The sequence below is a fragment of the Mesorhizobium sp. WSM4809 genome (assembly GCF_055811655.1).
Window position 1 is genome coordinate 389386 of sequence record NZ_JBVVQW010000004.1, and the last position, 26036, is coordinate 415421.

Genomic DNA, 26036 nt, shown 5'->3' on the forward strand with positions numbered 1-26036 from the left:
TTGACTGCCAGGGATGCCCGCCTTCACGCTTTTCGCTCCGACCTCGCCGATGCAAGGCTGAAGGGCGAGGTCACCGCCGAGCGCTTCGTCGCCGGCCGGCCGGCGCGGGTCACCGCGTCAGTGGCCGATATGCGCAAGGCGCCGCGGCCGGACGCCGGCGTCAACACGCAAGCGCTGTTCGGCGACGATGTCCTGGTCTTCGATGTCGCTGAGGGCTGGGCGTGGGTCCAGGCCGAACGCGACGGCTATGTCGGCTACGTCGCCGACACGATGCTGGGCAAACGGGACCATGCGCCGACGCACATCGTCTGCGTGCCGCGCACCTTCCTCTACCCCGGGCCGGATCTGCGCTTTCCAATCGCCGGACAATTGTCGATGGGATCGACGGTGACGGTGACGGAGGCCGCCGAGACACGCGGTACGCACTATGCGGTCCTGCCTTCCGGGGAGACACTGATTGCAGGTCATCTGCGGCCGCTCAGTGAAGCTGCCTCCGACTATGTCGCAGTTGCCGAAGCGTTTCTCGGCACGCCCTATCTCTGGGGTGGCACTTCCGGTTTCGGCATCGACTGTTCGGGTCTGGTGCAATTGGCGATGCGCATGGCCGGCAGAGACGTGCTGCGCGATTCCGACATGCAGGCGGCGACACTTGGCGAGCCGCTCGAACCGGGACCTGATTTCTCCGGGTTGCGACGCGGCGATCTGGTGTTCTGGAAGGGCCATGTCGCCGTCATGACCGACGCCGACACGATGATCCACGCCAACGGCCACACCATGCTGGTGTCGCGCGAAGGACTGAAGGACGCCGTCGCCCGCATCGGATATCTTTACGGCGGTCCGACCGGGTTCAGGAGGCCGTAGCCTTTCTTCCTTCGCCCCGTTCACGGGGAGAAGGTGCCCGAAGGGCGGATGAGGGGCAGTGCCAGCATTTGAAGGTTCGCGCTGCCCCTCACCTGCCTGCCGGCATCCTCTCCCCGTAAACGGGGCGAGGAAAGCTCACCTCGATCACCTTTTGTTCCGATTTTCCTTGGCGTTCGCGTGCCGTCGCGCTACCTCTGGCGGGTGACAGAGCAGCCGCGCCTTGCCGAACAGAATGCCGCCGTGGCCCTGCCCGAACCATTCCTCAGATGGTTTGGCGAGAAAGGCTGGTCGCCGCGCGCCCATCAGATCGAACTTCTGGCGAAAGCCCAGGCCGGGCAATCAGTCCTGCTGATTGCGCCGACCGGTGCCGGCAAGACGCTGGCCGGGTTCCTGCCTTCGCTCACTGAACTGGCCAACCGGCCCAAGAGAAAGCCGGGCCAGGCGCGTCGCGGTATCCACACGCTCTACATCTCGCCGCTGAAGGCGCTTGCCGTCGATATTGAGCGCAATCTCGGCAAGCCGGTGGAGGAAATCGGCCTTCCCGTCACCATCGAGACGCGCACCGGCGACACTCCCGCCCACAAGCGCCAGCGCCAGAAGCTGGTGCCGCCCGACATCCTGCTGACCACGCCCGAGCAACTGGCGCTGCTGATTGCGGCAGGCGATGCAAGACGCTTCTTCGAGGATCTGCGCTACGTCGTGCTCGACGAGTTGCACTCGCTGGTGACGTCGAAACGCGGGCATCTGCTGGCGCTCGGCCTGGCGCGGCTGCGCAGCTTTGTCCCCGGCCTGCAGACGATCGGCCTGTCAGCGACGGTGGCCGAACCGGACGAGTTGCGGCGCTGGCTGGTCAGCCAGAATCCGCCCAAGGGTCCGACCGGCCATAGCATGGCCGAACTGATCGTCGTCACCGGGGGAGCTAAACCGGAGATTTCCATCCTCGATTCCGAAGAGCGCGTGCCTTGGGCGGGACATTCCGCGCGCTACGCCACGCCGGAAATCTATCGCGAGATCAAGCGCCACAAGACGACCCTGCTGTTCGTGAACACGCGCAGCCAGGCGGAGTTGCTGTTCCAGGAATTGTGGCGGGTCAACGAGGACACTTTGCCGATCGCGCTGCACCACGGTTCGCTCGACGTCGCCCAGCGCCGGCGCGTCGAAAAGGCGATGGGGGAAAACGCACTGCGCGCCATCGTCGCCACCTCGACGCTCGACCTCGGCATCGACTGGGGCGATGTCGATCTGGTTGTGCATGTCGGTGCGCCGAAGGGGGCGAGCCGGCTGGCGCAGCGCATCGGCCGCGCCAACCACCGCATGGACGAGCCGTCCAAGGCGATCCTCATTCCCGCCAATCGCTTCGAGGTGCTGGAATGCCGGGCCGCCCTCGACGCCAACTATCTCGGCGCGCAGGACACGCCTCCCTTGATCGATGGCGGGCTCGATGTGCTGGCCCAGCATGTGCTCGGCTGCGCCTGCGGCGCGCCATTCCGTGCCGATGACCTGTTCGAGGAAGTGCGTACGGCTGCGCCCTATGTCAGCCTCGACCGGACGACATTCGACCGCGTCATCGATTTCGTCGCCACCGGCGGCTATGCGCTCAAGAATTACGAGCGCTACGCCCGCATACGCCTGAACAAGGATGGGTTCTGGCGGGTGTCCAATCCTCGTATCGCCCAGCAATACCGGCTGAATGTCGGCACCATCATCGAGGTGCCGGCGCTTAACGTGCGCTATGTGCAAGCGGGCAGCAAGGGCGCGGCGTCGCGCGGCGGCAGGGTTCTCGGCAAGATCGAGGAGGCCTTCCTCGAAACGCTAACGCATGGCGACACCTTCATGTTCGCCGGCAAGGTTCTCCGCTTCGAAGGCATCCGCGAGAATGAATGCTTCGTCTCGAACGCGCCCGGCAGCGATGCCAAGGTGCCTTACTATGGTGGCGGCAAGTTCCCGCTTTCGACCTATCTCGCCGAACAGGTCCGCATCATGCTGGACGACCCGCAGCGATGGAAGAAGCTGCCCGAGCAGGTCGCCGACTGGCTGCGATTCCAGGCCGACAAATCGGTGCTGCCCAAACGCGATGACCTGCTGATCGAGACCTTTCCACGAGGCAACCGCCATTATCTGGTGGCTTATCCGTTCGAGGGCAGGCTGGCGCACCAGACGCTCGGCATGCTGCTCACCCGCCGTCTCGACAGGGCAGGAGCCAGGCCGCTCGGCTTTGTCGCCACCGACTATGCGCTGGCGATATGGTCATTGGGCGACATGGGCGCGATGTTCAAAGCAAGGAAGCCCTCGCTTGGCGCCCTTTTCGACCAGGATATGCTGGGCGATGACCTCGAAGCCTGGCTGGCCGACAGCTGGCTTCTCAAACGCACCTTCCGCAATTGCGCGCTGATTTCGGGGTTGATCGAGAAACGCCATCCGGGCCAGGAAAAGAGTGGTCGCCAGGTCACGGTCTCGACCGACCTGATCTACGACGTGCTGCGCAGCCATGAACCGGACCACATCCTGCTTCAGGCGACACGTGCCGATGCGGCCACCGGCCTGCTCGATGTCAGCAGACTTGCCGACATGCTCTCGCGCATCCAGGGTCGAATCGTGCATAAGGCACTCGAACAGATATCGCCGCTCGCCGTGCCGATCATGCTCGAGATCGGCAAGATGCCGGTCCATGGCGAAGCCGATGAAACGCTTTTGATGGATGCGGCGACTTTGGTCGAGGAGGCCATGGGGCCGGAAATGGCTGAGGAATGAATTTTTCGCTGGCGCGCACATCGCTGATTGCCGAGGCCGACCTTGTCGGCATATCAGGCGAGCGCGCCGTCTGCGACCCGCGCGGCGTGCTTTATTTTCCGGATCTGCGGCTTCTGGCCGTGTCCGACCTGCATCTGGAAAAGGGTTCGTCGCTGGCACGCCGCGGCACGCTGATCCCGCCCTACGACACCGGCGCGACCTTGTTGCGGCTTCAGGCCGTGATATCAGACTACCAGCCGTCGATCGTCATCAGCCTGGGCGACAGCTTTCACGATGGCGGCGGCGCCCAGCGTATGCATGCAAGCTTCCGCGAGCGGCTGGAAGCGCTGATATCAGGCCGAGACTGGTTCTGGGTCGCCGGCAACCATGACCCGGAAGCGCCAGCCGATCTCCCCGGCGAAACGGTGCGTGAACTTGCTATAGGCTCGCTGCTGTTCCGGCATGAGCCGTCGAAGCAGCGTGTCGAAGGCGAAATAGCGGGCCATCTGCATCCCTGCGCCCGCATAGTCCAGCAGGGACGCTCGGTGAGGCGGCGCTGCTTTGCCGGCGATGGCGGCCGCATGATCATGCCGGCCTTCGGCGCCTATACCGGTTCGCTCAACGTGCTCGACCGCGCCTATGCCGGGCTGTTCCGGCTGGACACGCTGATGGCTTATATGCTGGGCGCCCAACGCATCTTTGCCATTTCCGGCTCGATGCTGCGGCCGGGCTAAACAGCCTTACCTGCCATAGTAGAGCGTAACCGTGTGCTTCGCCTCGGCGAAGAACAGCCAACGTTCGACCAGCATGCCGGCGAACTGGATTGCAGCAGCAAGTACCGACAGCAACGCTGCCAGCGGCCATGGCAGGGCGAACGCAATGGCGAGCACCCCCAAGGGCAACGCGAAGGCCAGAAGCTGCGTGATCTGGCGCAGCCGCGCGCCGTGCTTGCGCGCGATGCGAAAGCCCATTTCCTTGAGCAGATAATTCTCCTCGGTATGCGGCCATTCCAGCGACCGCACCGTGCCGCCGACCAGCCCCGTCGCGGTGTTGGCGGTGGTCGGGATTTCCAGTTGGTCGTTGTGGCGCCAGGTCGCCAGCTTCCAGCCCCAGCCGAACAAGGTCAGCAGCAGGCAAGCCGCCAGCTGCACCTTCGAACCAAGCGCAAAGCCCTGCAGCAGCGCGTTCAGCAGCACGCTGCCGGTCATCGCCGAAAAGATGAGGTAGCCGGGCAGGGTGAAGTGGCTGTGCCATTGGGCGATCGGCTTCAGCGACGCATAGATCATGCCGGTGGTGCAGACGGTGATGATTGCGCCGATGGCGGCCAGAGATCCGGCGATGCCGGCCCAGCCATCGGTCTTGCCGAAGAATATCCAACCGATGCCGAACAGTCCCGCCGGAATGAAAGTGATGACCGAGGCGACGCCTTCGCGCGACAGCCATGAGCTGCGCCACTGCGAGAACGCCCGCCAGGCGCGTTCGGGGCGGCCGAGATGACCCGTTGAGGACAACAGGCCGGCCACGATCAGGCCGAGTGCCAGCCCCATGCCGATGAAGCCCAGCCAGAAATCGGGGGGGATGAACTGGAAGCCTCCGAGCACGCCCAGCAGCGCGAGCAGGCCGTAGCCCGCACCGGTGGCGGTGGTGAAGAACACGACGGAGAAGGCCGGATGCATGGGCTAGTTCGAAAGCATGCGGTCGACCCAGCCGAGGAAACCGCCTTCGGCCCGCACCGGTTCCAATGCCGGCGCGGCCACCGATGCGGCGCGCTTGCTGTGGGCGCGCGGCGGCAGATATTTGTTGGTTGGGCGATAGCCGAGCTCAGGCATCAGGTCGACGCCGCCACGCTCCGCCACCAGTTGCGAGACAGCCGACAGGGGATCGCCTAGGTCGCCGAAATGCCGGGCGCTGGTCGGGCAAGCGGCGACGCAGGCCGGCACGCGGTCTTCCTCGGCCAGATTGTCATTGTAGATGCGGTCGACGCACAGCGTGCACTTCTTCATCACCCTGACATCGGTGTCGAATTCGCGTGCACCGTAAGGACAGGCCCAGCTGCACAATTTGCAGCCGATGCACTTGTCCTCGTCGATCAGCACGATGCCGTCCGAGGCCCGCTTGTAGGAGGCGCCGGTCGGGCAGACGGTGACGCAGGCCGGCGTCTCGCAATGCAGGCAGGAGCGCGGGAAGTTCACCGTCCGTCCGCCCATCTCGGTGGTGTGCTCGTAAGCGTGCACGCGGTTGAACCAGACGCCGTCGACATGGCCGCCATAGGGGTCGATGTCGGTCAGCGGCGCCATGTGGCCGCCGGTGTTCCATTCCTTGCAGGCGGTGACACAGGCCTGGCAGCCGACGCAGGTATCGAGATCGATGACGAGGCCGAGCTTCTTGCCGCTTTGACTTGGCAGACATGTCATTTTGCCGCCTCTCTTGCCCGGCGGAATTCAGCGCCGAAAGTCAGTCTGTCGGGCGAGGGTTCGAAATGCGGCGGCTGCTGGAAACGTTCGAACTGCGGCTCGGTGAAGCCGGCTTCTTCCGCTGCGCATTTGACGATGCGCACGCGTAAATCGAACCACGCCGCCTGGCCGGTGACCGGATCGGAATTCGAATAGCGTTTGCCCTGAGCGTCGGCCGAGGTCTGGTCGCCGATGATGTGGTTGAGCAGGAAGCCGCGGTTGGATTCCGCCGCATCGTCCTTCAGCCCCCAGCTGCCGCGCCTTTTGCCGATGGCGTTCCAGGTCCAGACCGTGCTTTCGTTCACCCCGTCGATCAGCTTGATCTGCCCCTTCACTTTGCCGTTGATGCTCTCGATCCACACCCAGTCGTCATCGACCAGGCCGAGGCCAGCTGCCGTCCGGTGATGCACGAACAGCCGATTCTGGCTGGTGATTTGCCGCAGCCACGCATTCTGCGATCCCCAGGAATGGTACATATGCATCGGCCGCTGCGTCAGCGCATGCAGCGGATATTTTCCAAGGTCGACGACCGCTTCCTCGAAGGGCATGTACCAGAACGGCAGCGGGTCCATAAAGGTCTCGATGCGCTGGCGATCAGCCGCCGGCGGCAAGACGCGACCGTGCCCACGCGCGGCCAGACGGAAACGCTGCAGCGGCTCGGAATAGAGCTGGAAGACGATCGGCTCGGCCTTGGGGATAGAGCCCATCTGCACCGCAAAATCGAGATAAGAGCGGTTGGCCATCTTGTAGTAGCGCTGGTCGTCGGCGAAATCGTGGTGCCAGAAGCCGCCATTGTCGATGTAGCGCTGCAGCTGGTCCGGGTTGGCCTCGCCCCTGCCGGTCGAGGTCCCATCCTTGCCGCGCCAGCCGGCGAGCGGGCCGATGCCGGGCGTGCGCTCATGGTTGACGATGTAGTCGGCATAATCGCGGTACTGGGCCGCGCCGTCCTCATTGATGAAACCGGGCAGGCCGAGCCGCGCGCCGAGTTCGATCAGCACCGACTGGAACGGCCGGACGTCGCGATCAGGTTCGACGACGGGATGGCGGATGGCGTCGCCGGGTCCGTCGGCATGGCTGATCGGCCGGTCGAGCAGGCTGATGCAGTCATGCCGCTCAAGATAGGTGGTGTCGGGCAGCACGAGGTCGGCGAACGGCACGGTCTCGGAATAATAGGCATCGGAATAGATGATGAAGGGGATCTTGTAGTTGCCCGCATCGTCATGGTCGGTCAGCATGGCGATTGTCTCGACGGTGTTCATCGAGGAATTCCACGCCATGTTCGACATATACATCATCAGTGTATCGATCGGGTACGGGTCGCCGTCCCAGGCATTGCGGATGACGGTGTGCATCAGGCCGTGTGCCGCCAGCGGTGCGTCCCAGGAATAGGCCTTGTCGATGCGAAGCGGCGTGCCGGCCTCATCGACCAAAAGATCGTCCGGCCCACAGACGAAACCGAGCGGCATGCCGTCAAGCGGCGTCATCGGCTTGACGGTCTTGCCGGCTGGCTTGGGACCGGGCGGAGCGGAGCGGGGGTAGGGCGGCTTGAAACGGAAGCCGCCAGGGACATCCACCGTGCCCAGCAACACCTGGAGGAGATGGATGGCGCGGCAGGTGTGAAAGCCGTTCGAATGGGCCGAGATGCCGCGCATGGCGTGCATCGAGACAGGCCGCCCCTTGATCGTCTCGTGCCGGCGCCCGGCCCAATCGGTCCACGCGATCGGCAACTCGATCGTCTGTTCGAAGGCGACATGCGCAAGTTCGGCGGCGATCCTGCGGATCGTATCGGCGGCAATGCCGCAGCGCTCGGCGACCGCGTCCGGCGCATAGCTCTCATCGAGGTAGCGGTCGGCGATGAGCTGGAACACCGGGACGCTGTGGCGCCCGCCGATCGTGAAGCTGCCCGTCAGTGCCGGCTTCGCACCGGCATCGGTGGCGCCGACAGGCGTCTTCGCAACCCTGTCCCACGCCAGCGGATTTCCGTTGGCGTCGCGCACGAACAGCCCGTCATCGGCGGCACCCGGCTCCTGCACGACGAGAACATGGGCATTGGTGTAGCGCAGCAGATAATCGAGATCGACGCGGCCCGCCTTGAGCAATTCGTGGATGAGCGCGAACACGAACAGCCCATCGGTGCCGGGCCGAATGCTGATCCAGTCGTCTGCAATGGCATTGTAGCCGGTGCGGCACGGGTTGATCGAGACGACCTTGGCGCCGCGCGCCTTGAGTTTGCCGAGGCCGATCTTGATCGGGTTGGAATCGTGATCCTCGGCGACGCCGAACAGCATGAAATACCGGGTGTTGTCCCAGTCGGGCTCACCGAACTCCCAGAACGAACCGCCGATCGTATAGAGACCACCGGCCGCCATGTTGACCGAACAGAAGCCGCCATGGGCGGCAAAGTTCGGCGTGCCGAACTGGCTCGCCCACCAGCCGGTCAAGGATTGGGATTGATCGCGGCCGGTGAAGAAGGCCAGCTTCCTGGGGTCGGTCCGGCGGATGGCCGAGAGCCGTTCGGTGGCGATCGAAAACGCCTCTTCCCACTCGATCTCGCGGAATTCGCCGGAGCCGCGAGGGCCGGTGCGCAGCAATGGCTTCTTCAGCCTTGCCGGACTGTAGTGCTGCATGATGCCGGAGCTGCCTTTGCCGCAGATCACGCCGCGATTGACCGGATGGTCCTTGTTGCCGTTGATGTAGCGGACCTTGCCATCCTTGATGTGCACGTCGATGCCGCAGCGGCAGGCGCACATGTAGCAGGTCGTCTTGGCGATGCTGTCGGAAACATCAGGCGAGGTGTCGACGCCGTCGCCTTCGTCAGGCGCCCGCGTGTCGGCAAGCGGGCGTTGCGATGGTGCCGAATTCGCGCCGCGCGGCGGTCCCTGCATCATGATCCGGTGGCGCCTGTACGGCCCATGGATTTGGCCCGCGTCTTCGGTCCGGGGCCGCGCATGTAATGCTCTTCCGGGTGGTAGCGATCACCGGCCAGCCGCCGTCTTATGCCGCGGGTCCAATGCGCAAGCAGGGATCTGAACCGCCCGATCATTCTGCTCTCTGCGATCTCTCGGCGAATTTTTTCTAACTTCACGAGGAAACTTAGAATAAAGCTATCGATCCGTCTAATCAGTTGTTCTTGTAAATTCGATCGATATTGATTCTTAATACAGACATGACCCTGGACCAGTTGCGCATTTTCGTCGCCGTCGCCGAGCGCGGCCATATGACCAAGGCGGCTGAATTGCTGGGCATTTCGCAGTCGGCCGCATCGGCCGCCATCCGGGCGCTTGAAGAACAGCACGGCGTCCACCTGTTCAACCGCGTCGGCCGCAACATCGAGCTTGCCCAGACCGGCCACCGGTTCCTGCCCGAGGCCAAGGCCGTGCTCGAGCGGGCCGCCGCCGCGCGCAATGTGCTGGAGCATGTCTCGCAGACCGTCACCGGCAGCCTCTCGATCGCCGCCAGCCAGACCATCGCCAGCTACTGGCTGCCGCGCCGGCTGGCTTCCTTCCACGAAGCCTATCCGGCCGTCAGGCTGAGCGTCTCCATCGGCAACACCAGGCAGGTCGAGGCCAATGTCCTCGATGGCGCGGCGGATCTCGGCCTGGTGGAGGGGCGCACCGAGTCCGACATATTGCGCCGCACCAAGGTCGACGTCGACAGGCTGATCCTGGTGGTTGCCAGCGCGCATCCGGAGATCCCCGAAATCGCGCCCGGCCGCCCTGACATCACGGGCCTGCGCTGGATCATCCGCGAGGGTGGTTCGGGTACGCGCGAGGTGCTGGAGGATCTGGCGCGCCACGAAGGGATTTCGCTCGCCGACCTCCAGATATTCCTGGTGCTGCCGAGCAATGAAGCTATTCGCCAGGCCGTCGAGGCGGGGGCCGGCGCCACCATCATTTCCGAACTTGTCGTGGCGCGCGCCGTCGCCGAAGGCAGTCTCAAATCGGTGCCGCTCGACTTGCCGAAACGCGACTTCGCCATGATCACCCATCGCGATCGCCAGGCAAGCCTGGCCCAGATGGCGCTCAAGGCGCATCTGGGTACGTCGGATCAACGGTGAGGGTTCGCTGAGATTCAGGTCAGGCCGAGTCGAAAATGGCTGATGCCGAGAACCGGAGCGGAGCGTACTTAAAGTACGTGAGCACCGGAAGCGCAGGTATCAGCCACTTGCAGGCCGGCATCCTGAATATCAATGGACCCGGTCAACCGAACTTTCGCTGCGCATCCAGCGCCAGGCCAAGTCCGACCGAGCCGAACATGTCGCCTTCGATGACGGATGCCTGCGGCACCAGCGACAGGATTTCTCGCCTTGCCAGCGGGATCGCGGTCGATCCGCCGGTCAGGAACACCGCGGTGATATCGGATGGCTTCACCTCAGCGTCCCGGATGGTCTGCGCTACCGTCGCCGTGACCCGCTCGATGTCCCTGGCGATCGTGGCATCCAGCCCGTTGCGCGTGATTTCGGCGGCGAACTCCGCACCCGGCAGCTTCACCACGACCTCTGCGGATGACCTGTCGGTCAGCTCTATCTTGGCTTTTTCGACAAGTGCGGCCAGCGCGTGTCCATAGCGGTGTTCGACGATGTGGATGAAACGGTCGACCAGGTCGGCGCGCTCGGCCTCGTAGCGGATCTGGCGCAGATGCGTCATCGCCTTGGCGGTGTAGACCAGGTTGATGCGCTGCCATGTCGCGAGGTCGATGAAGTAGCTTGCCGGCAGATTGCGCTTGCCGTCCTTGGTCGGCGTCAAATAGCCGAGTTGCGGCATCACATGGGCGATGCTCAGCAGCCGGTCGAAATCCGTACCGCCGATATGGACGCCTCGGCTGGCCAGGATGTCGTCCTTGCGGTCGAGCGAGCGGGAGCGCTGCGGCGAGACGCGCACGATCGAGAAGTCCGACGTGCCGCCGCCCATATCGATGATCAGCGCCAGTTCCTCGCATGTCACCTTTTGTTCGTAGTCGAGCGCCGCCGCGATCGGCTCGAACTGGAAAGCGATGTGCTTGAAGCCCTGGCCACGGGCGGCGTTCTCGAGTTCGCTTTGCGCCTTCGCGTCGGCCTCGGCATCGTCGTCGACGAATTGCACCGGCCGGCCAAGAACGACGGTCTCGACCGTATCGCCGGCATCTGCTTCCAGCCTCATCTTGAGATGTCCGAGGAACATGCCGACGATGTCCATGAAGCCGATCGACCGCGATTTGATGCGGGTCTTTTCATGGGCCAGCGAACTGCCGAGCACGCTCTTCAGCGAACGCATCAGCCGGCCTTCGATGCTGTCGGTGTAGTTGGCGATGGCGTGACGGCCAAAGCAGGTGCGGTTGTCCTCGAAGTTGAAGAACACGGCACTGGGCAGTGTCACCTGGCCGTCCTCCAAGGCGACGAGGCGCGGCTGCCCGTTGCGGACCACGCCAACGGTGGAGTTCGAAGTGCCGAAGTCGATGCCGCCGAAGGCTGGTCGCATGACAAGTTCCTGTATTTGTCGTCGGCGAGCCGACAGGCGCCGAGAAATCGCGCGCTGCCCGGGGACGGGCTGCGCTGCCGAACCGAATTGTTTGTGTCTGCCATTTGGCTGGGGAGCGCGGTCTACCGCATGCCCCGGTAAAGGGAAACCACTTTTCGGGAAAAATTCTGAAGTGCGTCGCGTTTGAGTGGATTCACGCGACGCACTTCAGGTCTTGATTCGATGCATGTCGCTCGCCCAAAACCGGGCCACTTTTGGGCGACATGCATTAATCCCGCCGGAAGATCAGCCTTCCGAGCCAGCCGGTCAGCATGGCCAGCGATATCGCGAAGACGCCGTAGAGAAAGGAATAATTGTGGGCGACACGGAAGATCGACTGTTCGAAACCGGATTTGCGGATTTCGAGCTGGGCCGAGCTTTCCTTGATGAACAAGCCGCTCTTGAACAGGAACGCGCGGGCTTTATGGGTTCCAACTGGCACATTTGGCGCCAGCCTCACTGTGGCGCGGAAAAGGTTCTGCGACAGGAATTGCACGCCGCCGACATTCTCGCTGTAGAGGCCGGTCGCCGACTTGCGCTCCCGCAGTGCCGCCGTGAACTCCTCGATCGTCGCCGGGCTGTCGCCGGCATCGGCGGGCTGCATGTAGAGGTTGGAGGCGCCGAGCGACAGCTGCTTGTAGCTGTTGGGTTCGGTGATGTCCTGTAGCGGCCGCGTCGTCGCCACCGAATAGGAGACCGGCACGTTCTCGAAGGTCTCGGAATCCAGATTGACCCAGACGCCTAGCACCCTGTCCTTGCGGCGCACCACCACCGGTTTGGGCGGACCTTCGAGCACGACGATGACGTCGTAACGGCCTTGGCGCGCGACAAGTGGATCCGGGTTTTCCAGCGAACCGAAAATGGTCAGGTCGGCCCCGGAAAAGCCGGCGGTGATCGAGACATTATCGGTGGAGAGACCGATCTGGATGCCTTCGGTCAGCGGGACCTGTGCCTTCGCCGGCACGGCGGCCGCAAGCAGCGTCAGGACAATGGCGGTTGCGAATGTGTTGCGAGCCATCATCAGTTGAGGCCCGCGGCAGACAGCGAATAGAGGTTGGGCGGGGTGACGAAAAGATCGATCGCCAATCGTATCGCCACCGCCAGCACCAGCAGCGCCAGCAAGGCCCTGAGTTGCTCGCCGCGCAGCCGCTGGCCTGCCTTGGCGCCGTACTGCGCACCGGCGACGCCGCCCGCCATCAGCAGGAAGGCCAGCACGACGTCGACCGTCTGGTTGGTGGTGGCGTGGACCAGCGTCGTATAGGCGGAGGTGAAGATGATCTGGAACAGCGAGGTGCCGATGACGACGTTGGTCGGCACTTTCAGCAGATAGATCAGTGCCGGCACCATGATGAAGCCGCCGCCGACGCCCATGATCGACGACAGGAAGCCGATGCCGGCGCCAAGGCCAAGGACGGGGATGACGCTGACGAACAGTTTTGACGCCCTGAACCGCATCTTCAGCGGCAAGCGGTGGATCCAGTTGTGCTGGCCGGATTTCTTCAGCACCGGCGCCGCACCGCTGCGCGTGGCGCGCAGCGCATTGACGCTTTCGACCAGCATCAGCCCGCCGACGGTGCCGAGCAGCACGACGTAGAGCAACGAGATGAACAGGTCGAGCTGGCCGAGCCTGCGCAGGAAGGCGAAGACGTAGATGCCGCCGGTGGAACCGACAATGCCGCCGGCCAGCAATACCCCGCCGAGCTTGAAGTCGAGCGTCCCTCGCTTCATGTGCGAAAGGACGCCGGAGACGGAGGAGGCGATGACCTGGTTGGCGCCCGTGGCGACCGCGATCGCCGGGGGTATGTTGTAGAAGATCAGCAGCGGCGTGATGAGGAAGCCACCGCCGACGCCGAACATGCCCGACAGGAAACCCACCGCCGCGCCCATGGCCAGCAGGACGAAGATATTGACGGAAATTTCCGCGATCGGGAGATAGATGCCCACCCGTCAGTCTCGATCAGTTCTGCCTGTCGGCGAATGCAACCGTTGCGGGCATCTTGGCCCGACAAGCCAATTCGTTCTTGCGCCGGAGGTGCTGCGAAGTCAAACCGCGCTACGCCACCGAAACAAAAAACATCTCAATCAGTTAACAGGCGAATGTGTGGCAAGGGCGTCGTGGAAACGACGCCTCTGCCGTTATTTGCGCGCCAGCAGTGCCTTGACCAGTTTTTCATCGACTTCGCCGGTCGCCGGCATCTTGTTGTCGGTCTGGAAAGCCATGATCGCGGTCTTCGTCTTCTGGCCCATCTTGCCGTCGGCGCCGCCGGCGTCGTAGCCGTTCTTGTTGAGAATGCGCTGGATGTTCTGGACGGCTTTCTTCATGTCGATGCTGGCTGTCGTCTGCGGTGTGCCGTCCTGCCAGGACTCGGGAATGTCGGCCGAATTGGCCGCTGCATCCAGCGGCTTGGCCTTCCACAGTTCGGTCGCGGCGCGGGCGCGTTCGAGCTGCTCGGGCCGCAGCGCATTGGCGATCTCGTCACGCTTGGCAGCGGCATCCTTGTCGCCGGTCTTGGCGACGAGCGCGAACCATTTGTAGGATTCCTCGAGGTTCTGCTTCATGCCGACGCCCTTGGCGGCGAGGATGCCGAGATTGAACTGGCTGTCCTTGACGCCGACGTCGGCGGCCGCCTGGAACCAGTGCGCGGCCGATTCATTGTCGGTCACGCCGTCTGCCGCCATGGCGAACAATACGGCCAGATTGTGCATGCCGCTGGCGTTGCCCTGTGCTGCGGAAAGCTGGTACCAGGTCTTCGCCTTCTTGATGTCGCGCGCGACGCCGATGCCCTTTTCGTAGAAGTTTCCGATGCGGTATTCGGCCGGCGCGAAGCCGAGTTCCGCCGATTTCTCGTACCATTTGGCGGCTGCCGCCATGTCTTCCTTGACGCCGCGTGACTCGGCATAGCGCGAGCCGATTTCGAACAGCGCCTTGGCGTCGCCGCTGGCGGCGGCATCGCGCAAGGCGGCCGGGCCGGCGTCAGCGGGAATGTCGAACTTCGTCGTCATCGCCGGCGAGGCGTCCGCTGGGGGGACCGCGCCCGTGGTGTCCTTGGCGGTGATCGGCTCAGCCGCCATAGGCTGGGCGCCGGTGTCGGCAGCTTCCGCGGCGACCGGAACGGTCGAGGCCGGCGCAGCCGAGGCTGTCTCCCCAGACACCGCTTGGTTCGCATCAGCCGATGTAACCGAGGCGACGGGCGCGGGAACCGGCTCTGCGGTCGGCGCGGCACTCATCGACGGCTCGGCGCCTGGCGGCGTGGCAATCATGCTTTGCGCGGCCATGTCGTCCTTGGTTGCCGGTGCGGACGGCTCGGCCTGCCTGACGGTGTGGTCAGGCGCACTTTCCACTGCCGCGGGCTGCGCGTCCATCTTAGGTTGGCCGGCGGGATCGAGCGAGGCGGTCTGCACCGGCTGTGAGGCGACGATCGGCGCAACATCGTTGCTCGCCACCTGGGCCGGATCGGCGAAGAAGGCCTTGCCCAGTTGCAGGGCGCCCAGCGCCAGCAGGATCGCGGTTGTCCCCATCAGGATCGGCTTGCGCCGTGCCTTGAGCAGGTCGCCGATCCGCAGTGCCTTCACCGGTCCGGTCACCGTCGACTGGCGCTTCAGCGCATCGGCCTCGGCGGCCGCGGCCTGCGCCGCGCGCCGGGCAGCGGCGATGAAATCCGACTTCGCGGCGTCGGTGTCGCTGGGCTTGGCCGGCTGGCCGCGCTCGTCGCGCACGCGCTTCATGATGGCGTTGAGGTCAGGTGCGCCGGAACCGGGCTCCAGCGGCCGGTTGGCCATTTTCGGATCGAGCGGTTCGTCGAGATCGACGCTCGGGATCGGGGCACTCGGCGCCGAGCCGGCCAGTGGCGGGATGTCCGCCTCCTTCTTGCCCTTGAAGGCGCGGGCCAGTCCGCCGAACATCGACCTGCGGCCGCCCGACTGTTCGTTCTTCTCGACAATTGTGTCGGAGCCGAGAGCAGCCATGGCCGCAGCCGCTGCGGCTTCGGCCGGCGTGCGCGTTCCCATACCCAGGCCGCCCAGATCGCTACGAGCACCCGGCTCGTTGCGCAGGATGGCGGCGGCACGGCCATCGCGATCGGCCAAGTCCCCAGTCAATGGCAGGGGCTGATCGATATCCATCGATGGCGCGTCCACGGCCATCTTGGGTCGCCGCGCGCCGCGCCAGTTGCTCGGCTCGACCGGTGCCGCGTCCAGCAATTCGCTCATCGCCTCGACCGGCTCGCCGGGTTCGAGCGAGCCCAGCCGGTCGACGATCTTGAGCAACGTGTCGTGGATGGCCTCGAACGTTCTCGAATTGCGCTCGTCGGAGCGCCGCGTAAGCGTTTCAAGCGTCTTCAAATCCTGGGCGAGGCCGGAAACCGCGGTCGTATTGGCGCTCGAACCGGCCAGCGATTGGACTGCGTTCTCGGCGGCTTCGCGCGCTGCGCCAAGGATGGAATCGCGGGTTCCTGCGAGCGACTTTTCAATTTCGTTGAGACGCGGGCTGATGTCCTCGAATTCCGGCAGCGGGGTGCTGGGCCTGGAAAGATGGGCGGACAGGCCGGCAACCTGTGCTTCCAGGCTGCGGATCAGCGCCGGATCGATGCCGGCCACCTGCGCGGCCGACGCATCCAGCCGGCTTGAAATGTCTTCGAGCCGGCTCTCCAGGCCGCGGATTGCGGCTTCGCCCGCGGGATCCGGTACACGCGTTTCCATACGCTTGGCGAGCGCCGTAAAGCGGGCATCGATGGCGTCCATGATGCCGGCGCTGTCGATCTGCGGCATGCGTTGGTCGAGCCTGTCGGCAACCTCATCCAGCCTGCGCTCGAGATCGCGGAACAGCATGTTGCCCTGTTCGATGGCGTCACCCTGGCGGCGTTCCATCATGCTCGACAGCACGTCGAAGCGCTGCTCCAGCCCATGGAAGATGTAGTCGGCGTCAGGCATGGCTGGTGCCTGGTCGATCTTGTCGGCGATGAGTGCGATCTGCTTGGCCAGGCGCTCCATCGCCTGCTCCGGCAGATTGGCGCGACCGGCGAGTTCGTCGACCCGACCGGACAGCGTGCTCAGCCGGTCCATGACTGCGTTGCCTGGACGATCCTGCGCCACTTCCTCGATCTGGCTGGCAAGCGAGTCGATCCGCCTCTCGATGCGCTCGAAAGCCTCGTGGTCGAATGAATTGGCTTGCGCGGCGACCGTGGATGCGACGATGGCGCGGGAAATCTCATCCAGCCGCTCGTCGATCATGCCAAGCGTGTCGCTGCCGCGATTGTCCTGGTGGCTGGCGAAATGGTCGACAGCGCCGGCAAGCGTGCGCACCTTCTCCTCCAGCGATCGCAGCGACAACGATTCCGGCAAATTGTTGACGGCATTGCTGATCTGCTCCAGCCGGGCGGTCAGAGCAGACAGGCCCGGGTCGTCCGACCGCTTGCGCTGGTCGGCGTCGACGCGGTCTTCGAACGCCGTCCAGCGGCGATCGAAATCGTCCCAGCGGCGGTCGACCTTCTGCACGCTCTCTTCGCGTGCCAGCGTTTCGAGTGCGGCTTTGACCTGTTCGAGTTCGAGCCGCAGCATGTTGACGCTTCTGTCGTCGCTCTTCTCGGCCAGTGTCTGGATGGCGCCCGAAAGCCGCTCGAACTCAAGACCGAGTTCAGCACTGCCCTTGGCCGAAGCACCGGGCCTTGCCCCTGACTGGAAAGCCCGCTCGATGTCCTTGCGCAGCGCTTCGAATTCCCGCTGCAGGCCTGCGGTCATCTGGTGGCGCAATTCCTCGCGCATGCCGCGCAATTCGCCGGCGATCTTGCCGACCATGGCAACGCCGTCCTCCTGGCCGCGCACGCGATCAATGTCGCGGGCAATGGCCTGATAGTTCTGCTCGAAAGCGGCGGCTCCCTGAATCGGGCTCTTCGGACGCAACGCGGGCTGCGGGTCCTCGTACCAGCGCTGCTGGCCAGCGGGCCGGGCTGCGGGATAGCGCGCATCGGCACCATATTGGCGTGGATCGGGTTGGCGGAGTTCGGGACGTGCCACCGGATCCTCGCGCGTCCGCTCCAGCCGCTGCTCCAGTGTCTCCAGCGACTGGTTCAACTGCTCGAGCGTGGTCTGCGGCCTGCGCTGCCTGCCGGCATTGAGTGTGTCGAGATAGGACCGCTTGCTGTTCATCGGTGCGTCCGTCTTTCAGAATGGCTGGCTCGCGGCCAGTTCCCCCAGGTCCCTATCGGAACGAAGGCGACCGGCGGCGATGCCGCGGCGGAAGACGAGCTTCCCGGGCTCTCGCCCGCGCTCCGAAAAACCGTGAAAAATTCGATACAGGATAAACACGGGTAGCCGACGCGCCCACATTTCCCCCAACGTGGTAAACAACGCGTTAACCAAACTTAAGAAATTGAAAGGATGCCGGCTGCCGGCCTGACGGTGCGGCATAAAGGGCGGCGCGCAGAACGCCCTTGCGTCATCATGCGGCAATCGGTATAGAATTGACGTAAACGTAAAAGGCGCATTGGGCGCATGTTTGCGATTTGTTTGTTGAAACCACGACTGGAAGCAGGCCCCCGCTTCCAGTCAGGCGACGCACGGTCCGAGACCGCGACGCCACCAGACGGGGAAAGCCAGTGACCATGAAGCTTATCTCGGCCGGCGAGACCGCGGCCAATACCAATATATCTGCCGAAGCCGGCGAGGACCTCGTCCGCATCGGCGAGATGGCGAAAAAATATGGAGTGACGCTGCGCACGCTGCGTTTCTACGAAGACAAAGGCCTGCTCAACCCGCAGCGTGACGGGTCGACCCGTCTCTACACGCGCCGCGACAAGGCCCGCCTCAAGCTGATCCTGCTCGGCCGCAAGGTCGGGTTCTCGCTGCGTGACGTCAAGCAGATGATGGATCTCTACGATCCGACCGGTTCAAACACCAAGCAGCTCAAGCTCGCGCTGGACAAGTCAGAAAAGCAGCTTGCCCGCCTGCAGAAGCAAAGGGCGCTGATCGACGACGCCATCAACGAGCTGAGCGGCTCGATGTCGGCGGTGCGCCAGATGCTGAGCGAGCGTTCGGCGCCGCAGGCGAGCGCCGCCAGCTAAAACAACCGTTCGGATTTGCGGCAGACCAAGTCGTCTGCTGATTGTCTGAGTTCTGTCGAGCCGCGTGGCCTGCCACGCGGCTTTTCGTTGTCCTGGCCCACTCTCATGGCCTTTCGGCGCTGGCTTGCGCAACGTCGCGCCGCTACGCTCATTGCTCCAGTGGGCGGGGAATCTTGTCGCATCGAAAAAATTGACGTTTACGCAAACGTCAATTTTTGCTATCCCGCTCCCAATATGGGTCCGCATGCCGCCCCTGGCTTGTCTTCGGGGCATTCGGACCGGGTTTGCAGGGTGGAGAAAAAGCATGCCGACATACAGGGCTCCGGTCCAGGACACGCTGTTCGTGCTCAACGAGGTTCTGGGTTATCAGCGTTATTCGAACCTTCCCGGATTTGCCGACGCCACGCCCGATGTGCTCGAGGCGATCCTGGCCGAAGGCGCCAAGCTCGCCGAAAACGTCATGCATCCGCTGAACCGTGTCGGCGACATGGAAGGCTGTGTGCGTCACGACGATGGCTCGGTGACCACGCCGAAAGGCTTCAAGGAGGCCTTCGACCAGTATCGCGAAGGCGGCTGGATGGGGTTGGCCGCACCAGTCGAGTTCGGCGGCCAGGGCCTGCCCTATGCCGTGCATACCGCCGTCGCCGAATATATGGTCTCGGCCAATATGTCCTTGATGATGTATCCGGGCCTGACGCAAGGCGCGATCGCCGCGATCATCACCCACGGCACCGACGAGCAGAAGTCAACATGGTTGCCGAGGATGATCGAGGGTGCCTGGACCGGCACCATGAACCTGACCGAGCCGCATTGCGGCACGGATCTGGGCCTGTTGCGGACCAAGGCGGTGCCGAACGGCGATGGCACCTATAAAATTTCAGGCCAGAAGATCTTCATCTCGGCCGGCGAACACGACATGTCGGACAACATCGTCCATCTGGTTCTGGCCCGCATCGAGGGTGCGCCGGAAGGCGTCAAGGGCATCTCGCTGTTCATCGTGCCGAAGCTCAAGCTCGACCCGTCGGGCAATCCGGGCACCAGGAACACCGTCTCCTGCGGCTCGATCGAGGAGAAGATGGGCATCCATGGCAATTCGACCTGCGTCATGAACTATGACGAGGCTGAGGGCACGCTGCTCGGCGAGGCCAATGGCGGCCTGAAGGCGATGTTCACGATGATGAACGAGGCGCGCCTTGGTGTGGGACTGCAGGGGCTGTCGCTGTCGGAGATCGCCTATCAGAACGCTGTCGGCTACGCCAAGGACCGTTTGCAGGGCCGCTCATTGTCGGGGCCGAGGGCGCCGGACAAGAAGGCCGACCCGATCATCGTCCATCCCGACATCCGCCGCAGCCTGATGACCATGAAAGCCTTCAACGAGGCCGGCCGCGCGCTGGCGCTGTGGACGGCGATCAAGTCCGACATTGCCCACCGCTCCGGCGACGACAAGGACCGCCAGGCCGCCGACGATTACACCGGCCTGATGACACCGGTGGTCAAGGGCGTGCTCACGGACAAGGGCTTCGACCACGCCGTCATGGCGCAGCAGGTGTTCGGCGGTCACGGTTATATCGAAGAGCACGGCATGAGCCAGTTCGTGCGCGATGCCCGCATCGCCATGATCTATGAAGGCGCCAACGGCATCCAGGCGCTCGACCTCGTCGGCCGCAAACTCGGCCTGAATGGCGGCCGCGCCGTGCAGGCCTTCTTCAAGGAGGTCGGTGAGTTCTGCGAGGAGAACCGCTCCGACGAGAAGATGGCGCCATTCACCAAGGCGCTGAAGAAAGGTCTCAACGATTTGCAGGCCGCCACCATGTGGCTGGTGCAGAACGGCATGGCCAAGCCCGACAATGCCGGTGCCGCCTCGACCGACTACATGCATCTCTTCGGCCTGGTCGCTCTGGGCTATATGTGGGCGCAGATGGCCAAGGTGGCACTTGGCAAGACGGACGCCAATGGCGCGCAATCTTTTTACGACAACAAGGTCGTGACGGGGCGCTTCTTCATGGAGCGGATCATGCCGGAGACGTCGGCGCATCTCGCCCGCATTTCGAGCGGCGCCGACACATTGATGGCACTGCCGGCGGAAGCGTTCTAAAGATGATCGGCGTCCTCCTCCCCCTTGAGGGGAGGGTGGCCCGAAGGGTCGGGAGGGGTCGCTGCGGCAGTGCGCCGGCCTCAGTTTCGATGATGCATGTCGGGAGGAGTATCATACCAGCATGACCAACCCAGCTGAAATCCTTGGCCTTCCGAAGCCCGCTTGGGCGGCGGACGAGGTCGGCATGCTCTACGACATGGCGCATCGCTTCATGTCGGAGGAGATCGCGCCGCGCTACGACGAGTTCGAGAAGAACGAGATGGTCGATCGCGAGAGTTGGCTGAAGGCAGGCTCCGCCGGCCTGCTCTGCGCCTCTATGCCGGAGGAATATGGCGGCTCCGGCGGCACCTTCGCGCATGAGAGCGCCATCATCGAGGCCATCGGCCATGTCGGCGTCGACGGTTTCGGCATCGGCCTGCACAATTCGATCGTCGCCCCTTACATCCTCCACTATGGCTCCGAGGAGCAGAAGAAGAAATGGCTGCCGAAGCTGGCGACCGGCGAGCTGATCGGCGCCATCGCCATGACCGAGCCTGGCGCCGGGTCCGACCTGCAGGGCGTCAAGACGCGGGCGCAGAAGGATGGTAACCAATACAAGATCAATGGTTCCAAGACCTTCATCACCAACGGCCAGCTTGCGAACTTCATCATCGTCGTCACCAAGACCGATCCGGAGAAGGGCGCCAAGGGCACCTCGCTGATCGTCGTCGAGACCGACGAGGTCGAAGGTTTTCAGCGCGGCCGCAACCTCGACAAGATCGGGCTCAAGGCCAACGACACGTCGGAGTTGTTCTTCAACGACATGCGCGTGCCGACCTCCAACCTGCTCGGCCACGAGGAAGGGCAGGGCTTCGTCCAACTGATGCAGCAATTGCCGCAGGAGCGGCTGCAGATCGGCACCGGCGCCATTGCCATGATCGAGCGGGCGCTGGCGCTGACCATTGATTATGTCAAGGAACGCAAGGCGTTCGGCAAGGCGATCATCGATTTCCAGAACACCCAGTTCACGCTGGCCGAACTCAAGACCGAGGCCACCGTCGGCCGCGTCTTCTACAATGATTGCGTCACCCGCCACATCGCCGGCGGCCTCGATCCTGTGACCGCGTCGATGGCCAAGTACTGGCTCAGCGACCTGCAGGGAAAAGTCGTCGACGAATGCCTTCAACTGCATGGCGGCTATGGCTACATGAATGAATACCCGATCGCCCGCATGTTCCGCGACGCCCGCGTCCAGCGCATCTACGGCGGCACCAACGAGATCATGAAATTGCTGATCGGCCGCTCTCTCTGAGAGCGACATCAGGCAAACCCAAGGAGCAAGCAAATGGCTGAAGCTTATGTCTATGACGCCGTGCGCACACCGCGCGGCAAGGGCAAGAAGGACGGATCGCTGCACGAGGTGCCGGCGGTGCGGCTTGCCGCCAAGACGCTTGAGGCGCTGCGCGATCGCAATGGGCTCGACACCGGCACTGTCGATGACATCATCTTCGGCTGCGTCGATCCGGTCGGCGAAGCCGGTTCGGTCATTCCGCGCGCCGCCGCCTTCGAGGCCGGCTACGACACCAAGGCGCCCGGCATGCAGATCTCACGCTTCTGCGCTTCCGGGCTCGACGCCATCAATTTCGGCGCCGCCAAGATCGCCCAGGGCGCCGATGAGATCGTCATTGCCGGCGGCGTCGAATCGATGTCGCGTGTCGGCATGGGCGCCTCCGGCGGTGCCTGGTTCATGGATCCGTCCGTAGGCCTGCCCGGCTGGTTCGTGCCGCAAGGCATCTCGGCCGACCTGATCGCCACCAAATACGGCTTCAGCAGAGACGACGTCGACGCCTATGCGGTCGAGAGCCAGAAGCGCGCCGCCAAATCCTGGGCCGATGGCCGGTTCAAGAACTCCGTCATCCCGATCAAGGACCAGAACGGCCTGACCATCCTCGACCATGACGAACATATGCGCCCATCGACCGACATGCAGTCGCTGGCCTCGCTCAACCCGTCCTTCGTCATGCCAGGCGAAATGGGCGGCTTCGATGCCGTCGCAGTGCAGAAGCACCCTGAGGTGGAAGAGGTCAATCACGTCCATCATGCCGGCAATTCGTCCGGCATCGTCGACGGCGCCGCCGCCGTGCTGCTCGGTTCGAAGAAGGCGGGCAAGGCGATGGGGCTGAAGCCGCGCGCGCGAATTCGCACCTTCGCCAACATCGGCTCCGAGCCGGTGCTGATGCTGACCGGCCCGGTCGACGTCACCGAGAAGCTGTTGAAGCGCGCCAAGATGAAGCTCTCGGACATCGACCTGTTCGAGCTCAACGAAGCCTTCGCTTCGGTGGTGCTGCGCTACATGCAGGCGTTCGACATCGATCACGACAGGATCAACGTCAATGGCGGCGCTATCGCCATGGGTCATCCGCTCGGCGCCACCGGCGCGATGATCTTCGGCACGGTGCTGGACGAACTCGAGCGCCGCGATCTCAACACGGCTCTGGTGACGCTGTGCATCGGCGCCGGCATGGGGACCGCAACCATCATCGAACGCGTCTGACGGGGAGAGAAACGATGAGCTACACCAATTTCACCCTCGACATCGACGCCGACGGCATTGCGCTGGTCACCTGGGACATGCCTGGCCGCTCGATGAACGTCTTCACCGAAGAGGCGATGCGGGAATTGAACGCCATTGTCGACAAGGTGGCTGGTGACGCCGCCATCAAGGGCGCAGTGATCACCTCCGGCAAGGACACCTTCTCCGGCGGTGCCGACATCACCCTGCTGCAGAAGATGCTGACGACCTTCGCCGCGGAAAAAGGCAAGGACGCCGAAAGGGCGACCAAGGCGCTGTTCGACAATGCCGGCATGATGACCGGCCTGTTCCGCAAGCTGGAAACTTGCGGAAAGCCGTGGGTGTCGGCGATCAACGGCACCTGCATGGGCGGCGCCTTCGAATTGTCGCTCGCCTGCCACGGCCGTGTCGCCGCCGACAGCGACAAGGTGAAGATGGCGCTTCCCGAGGTGAAGATCGGCATCTTCCCGGGCGCAGGCGGCACCCAGCGCGTGCCGCGGCTGACCGATCAGCAGCAAGCGCTGCAGATGCTGACCTCGGGCCAGACACTGTCGCCGCAGAAGGCCAAGTCTATGGGCCTGATCCATGAGATCGCCGAGCCGGCCAGGCTCGTCGAGACCGCCAAGGCGATGATCAGGAATGGCCTGAAGCCGGTGGCGCCATGGGACGAGAAAGGTTTCAAGCTGCCCGGCGGCCAGATCTATTCGCCCGCCGGCTTCAATCTGTGGCCGCCGGCCATCGCCATCCTGCGTCGTGAGACTTACGGCAACTATCCGGCCGCCGCCGCGATCCTCAAATGCGTCTATGAAGGCCTGCTGGTGCCGTTCGACACCGGTTTGCGCATCGAGCAGCGCTATTTCACCGAGATCATGCAGACCAGGGAAGCGGCGGCGATGATCCGCTCGTTGTTCGTGTCGCTGCAGGAACTGAACAAGGGCGCCCGCCGCCCGGCCGGCGTGCCCGAAACCAAGTTCAAGAAGATCGGCATTCTCGGCGCCGGCTTCATGGGCGCGGGCATCGCCTATGTCACCGCCAAGGCCGGCATCCCGGTGGTGCTGCTCGACCGTGATCTGGAGTCGGCTGCCAAGGGCAAGGCGCATTCCGACGGCCTGATCTCGGATCAGGTCAAGAAGGGCCGCGCCAAGCCGGAGGACAAGGACAAACTGCTGTCGCTGATCACGCCGACGGCGGACTATGCCGACCTTGCCGGCTGCGATCTGGTGGTCGAGGCCGTTTTCGAGGATTCGAGCGTGAAGAAGAGCGCCACCGAACAGGCGGAAGCCGTGCTGAAGCCATCGGCGATCTTCGCGTCGAACACCTCGACCATTCCGATCACCGGCCTGGCGAAGAATTCTGCGCGGCCGAAAAACTTTATCGGCATCCATTTCTTCTCGCCGGTCGACAAGATGATGCTGGTCGAGATCATTTTGGGCAAGAAGACCGGCGACAAGGCGCTGGCCACCGCCATCGACTTCGTTCGCGCCATCAAGAAGACGCCGATCGTCGTCAACGACACGCGCGGCTTCTACGTCAATCGCTGCGTGCTGCGCTACATGTCGGAAGCCTACAAGATGCTGATCGAAGGCGTTCCCGCGCCGATGATCGAGAACGCGGCGAAGGCGGCAGGCATGCCGGTCGGCCCCCTGGCGCTGACCGACGAGACGGCCATCGACCTTGCCCAGAAGATCATGAAGCAGACCATCAGGGATCTGGGCGACAAGGCGGTCGATCCCAAGCAGATGGCGCTGATCAACGCCATGGTCGACGATCACGGCCGCTTCGGCCGCAAGAACGGCAAGGGTTTTTACGATTACCCGGCAAAGCCCGCCAAGAAGAAGCTGTGGCCGGGCCTCAGGGGGCTCTATCCGCAGCTTGCACCCGAGAAGGTCGATTATGGGGAACTGCAGCAGCGGCTGCTGGTCACCATCGCGCTGGAAGCGGCGCGGGTGATGGAAGAAGGCATCGTCACCGACCCGCGCGAGGCCGATGTCGGCTCGATCCTCGCTTTCGGCTTCGCGCCCTACACCGGCGGTGCGCTGTCCTACATCGACGGCATCGGCGCCAAGGCGTTCGTCAAGATCGCCAAGAACCTGCAGAAGAAATACGGCGCCGAGTTCAAGGCACCCAAGCTGCTGCTCGACATGGCCGAGAAAGGCGAGACCTTTTACCAGCGCTTCGATCCCTATGCGAAAGGCGACGTGAAGCAGGCAGCCTGACGCATGGGCAAAATCAAGCGTCTTGCAGCGACCTTTGCGCGTCCAAGAGGACATGGGGCGCTGTAATGTATGTCTGGGCGCGCATGGTGCGCATGATGGCCACGGCACACAGCCGTGGCCCCTATGTGATGGGCGGCGAAGGCCGGCTGGCTTTCCGCTGCCTGCCGACCGACATCGATTTCAACATCCATCTCAACAATGCGCGCTACATGATGCTGGCCGATCTCGGCCGCATCGACCTGTTTGTTCGTGCAGGCCTCATCACGCTGGCAAGGAAGAATGGCTGGGCGCCGATGATGGGCGGACTACAAGCGGTCTATGCACGCGAGATCAGGCTGTGGCGCCGCTTCGAAGTGGTGTCCTCGATCGAGACCTGGGAAGGCACCCAGGTTGTCGGCAAGCACCGCTTCGTCCTCGACAATGGCGAGACGGCCGCGTTGATCCTGACGACAGCCGGCGTCTACGATCGCAAGGCTCGCAACTTTCTTGAGATTGGCGAGGTCGTTGCGGCACTTGGTCGTGCCGTGAACCCGCGGCCACCGACGCAAACGGAGCGGATTTTCATGACATCGCACCA

At 63.7% G+C, this 26036-nt stretch carries 16 protein-coding genes and 1 pseudogene; 10 read left to right on the forward strand and 7 right to left on the reverse strand.

The features are described from left to right. The 3 genes from AC0L24_RS13120 (at position 1) to pdeM (ending at position 4325) form a co-directional block, all read left to right on the forward strand. Complete coding sequence (locus AC0L24_RS13120; protein WP_128363977.1) at positions 1-861, forward strand: C40 family peptidase; 861 nt, start codon at positions 1-3, stop codon at positions 859-861. A 201-nt stretch (positions 862-1062) separates the two neighbouring features. Beyond that, positions 1063-3612, forward strand: coding sequence for a ligase-associated DNA damage response DEXH box helicase (locus tag AC0L24_RS13125; protein ID WP_127811262.1), 2550 nt, complete (start codon positions 1063-1065; stop codon positions 3610-3612). After that, positions 3609-4325 (forward strand): ligase-associated DNA damage response endonuclease PdeM, encoded by a 717-nt coding sequence (gene pdeM / locus AC0L24_RS13130; RefSeq protein WP_127399107.1) that lies wholly within the window; start codon positions 3609-3611, stop codon positions 4323-4325. The genes AC0L24_RS13125 and pdeM overlap by 4 nt, the downstream gene beginning before the upstream one ends. Before the next feature lie 6 nt (positions 4326-4331). Here the strand turns inward: pdeM and AC0L24_RS13135 are convergent, their stop codons facing one another. From AC0L24_RS13135 to AC0L24_RS13145, 3 genes are read right to left on the reverse strand one after another with little or no spacing between them, the layout of a single operon-like run. Further along, positions 4332-5267, reverse strand: coding sequence for a dimethyl sulfoxide reductase anchor subunit family protein (locus AC0L24_RS13135; protein WP_127807948.1), 936 nt, complete (start codon positions 5265-5267; stop codon positions 4332-4334). 3 nt (positions 5268-5270) lie between these two features. Continuing rightward, on the reverse strand, positions 5271-6005 hold the full coding sequence (locus AC0L24_RS13140) for a 4Fe-4S dicluster domain-containing protein (protein ID WP_127807947.1): 735 nt from the start codon (positions 6003-6005) through the stop codon (positions 5271-5273). After that, entirely contained in the window at positions 6002-8932 is a 2931-nt protein-coding gene (locus tag AC0L24_RS13145) for a molybdopterin oxidoreductase family protein (RefSeq protein WP_473563779.1), read from the reverse strand. Before AC0L24_RS13145 ends, AC0L24_RS13140 begins: the two co-directional genes overlap by 4 nt. A gap of 278 nt (positions 8933-9210) precedes the next feature. On the opposite strand from AC0L24_RS13145, the gene AC0L24_RS13150 reads away from it, so the two are divergent. Then, positions 9211-10101, forward strand: a complete 891-nt coding sequence (locus AC0L24_RS13150; protein WP_127397067.1) for a LysR family transcriptional regulator — start codon at positions 9211-9213, stop codon at positions 10099-10101. A 142-nt stretch (positions 10102-10243) separates the two neighbouring features. On the opposite strand, the gene AC0L24_RS13155 is transcribed toward AC0L24_RS13150, so the two are convergent. The 4 genes from AC0L24_RS13155 to AC0L24_RS13170 all read right to left on the reverse strand — a co-directional run bounded on the left by AC0L24_RS13155 (position 10244) and on the right by AC0L24_RS13170 (position 17683). After that, complete coding sequence (locus AC0L24_RS13155) at positions 10244-11500, reverse strand: Hsp70 family protein (protein WP_127267782.1); 1257 nt, start codon at positions 11498-11500, stop codon at positions 10244-10246. Positions 11501-11768: 268 nt separating this feature from the next. Further along, positions 11769-12560, reverse strand: coding sequence for a TIGR02186 family protein (locus tag AC0L24_RS13160; RefSeq protein ID WP_127807946.1), 792 nt, complete (start codon positions 12558-12560; stop codon positions 11769-11771). Next, positions 12560-13483: a sulfite exporter TauE/SafE family protein gene (locus AC0L24_RS13165; protein ID WP_023811359.1), complete on the reverse strand. Its 924-nt coding sequence runs from the start codon at positions 13481-13483 to the stop codon at positions 12560-12562. The genes AC0L24_RS13160 and AC0L24_RS13165 overlap by 1 nt, the downstream gene beginning before the upstream one ends. Positions 13484-13675: 192 nt before the next feature. Continuing rightward, a complete protein-coding gene (locus AC0L24_RS13170; protein WP_127807945.1) occupies positions 13676-17683 on the reverse strand; it encodes a peptidoglycan-binding protein in 4008 nt (1335 codons plus the stop codon). Positions 17684-18138: 455 nt separating this feature from the next. On the opposite strand from AC0L24_RS13170, the gene AC0L24_RS13175 reads away from it, so the two are divergent. From AC0L24_RS13175 to AC0L24_RS13200, 6 genes and pseudogenes are all read left to right on the forward strand, one after another. Continuing rightward, positions 18139-18597, forward strand: a complete 459-nt coding sequence (locus AC0L24_RS13175) for a MerR family transcriptional regulator (RefSeq protein WP_127811260.1) — start codon at positions 18139-18141, stop codon at positions 18595-18597. Between the two features lie 304 nt (positions 18598-18901). Then, positions 18902-20692, forward strand: coding sequence for an acyl-CoA dehydrogenase (locus tag AC0L24_RS13180; RefSeq protein WP_127807944.1), 1791 nt, complete (start codon positions 18902-18904; stop codon positions 20690-20692). Between the two features lie 121 nt (positions 20693-20813). Next, complete coding sequence (locus AC0L24_RS13185) at positions 20814-21983, forward strand: acyl-CoA dehydrogenase family protein (RefSeq protein ID WP_127807943.1); 1170 nt, start codon at positions 20814-20816, stop codon at positions 21981-21983. 33 nt (positions 21984-22016) lie between these two features. Continuing rightward, positions 22017-23225: an acetyl-CoA C-acetyltransferase gene (locus tag AC0L24_RS13190; RefSeq protein ID WP_127807942.1), complete on the forward strand. Its 1209-nt coding sequence runs from the start codon at positions 22017-22019 to the stop codon at positions 23223-23225. Between the two features lie 14 nt (positions 23226-23239). Continuing rightward, entirely contained in the window at positions 23240-25459 is a 2220-nt protein-coding gene (locus AC0L24_RS13195) for a 3-hydroxyacyl-CoA dehydrogenase NAD-binding domain-containing protein (protein WP_127807941.1), read from the forward strand. A 128-nt stretch (positions 25460-25587) separates the two neighbouring features. Next, positions 25588-25959: pseudogene (locus tag AC0L24_RS13200) on the forward strand (thioesterase family protein); the annotation flags it as partial. Positions 25960-26036 lie beyond the last annotated feature (77 nt).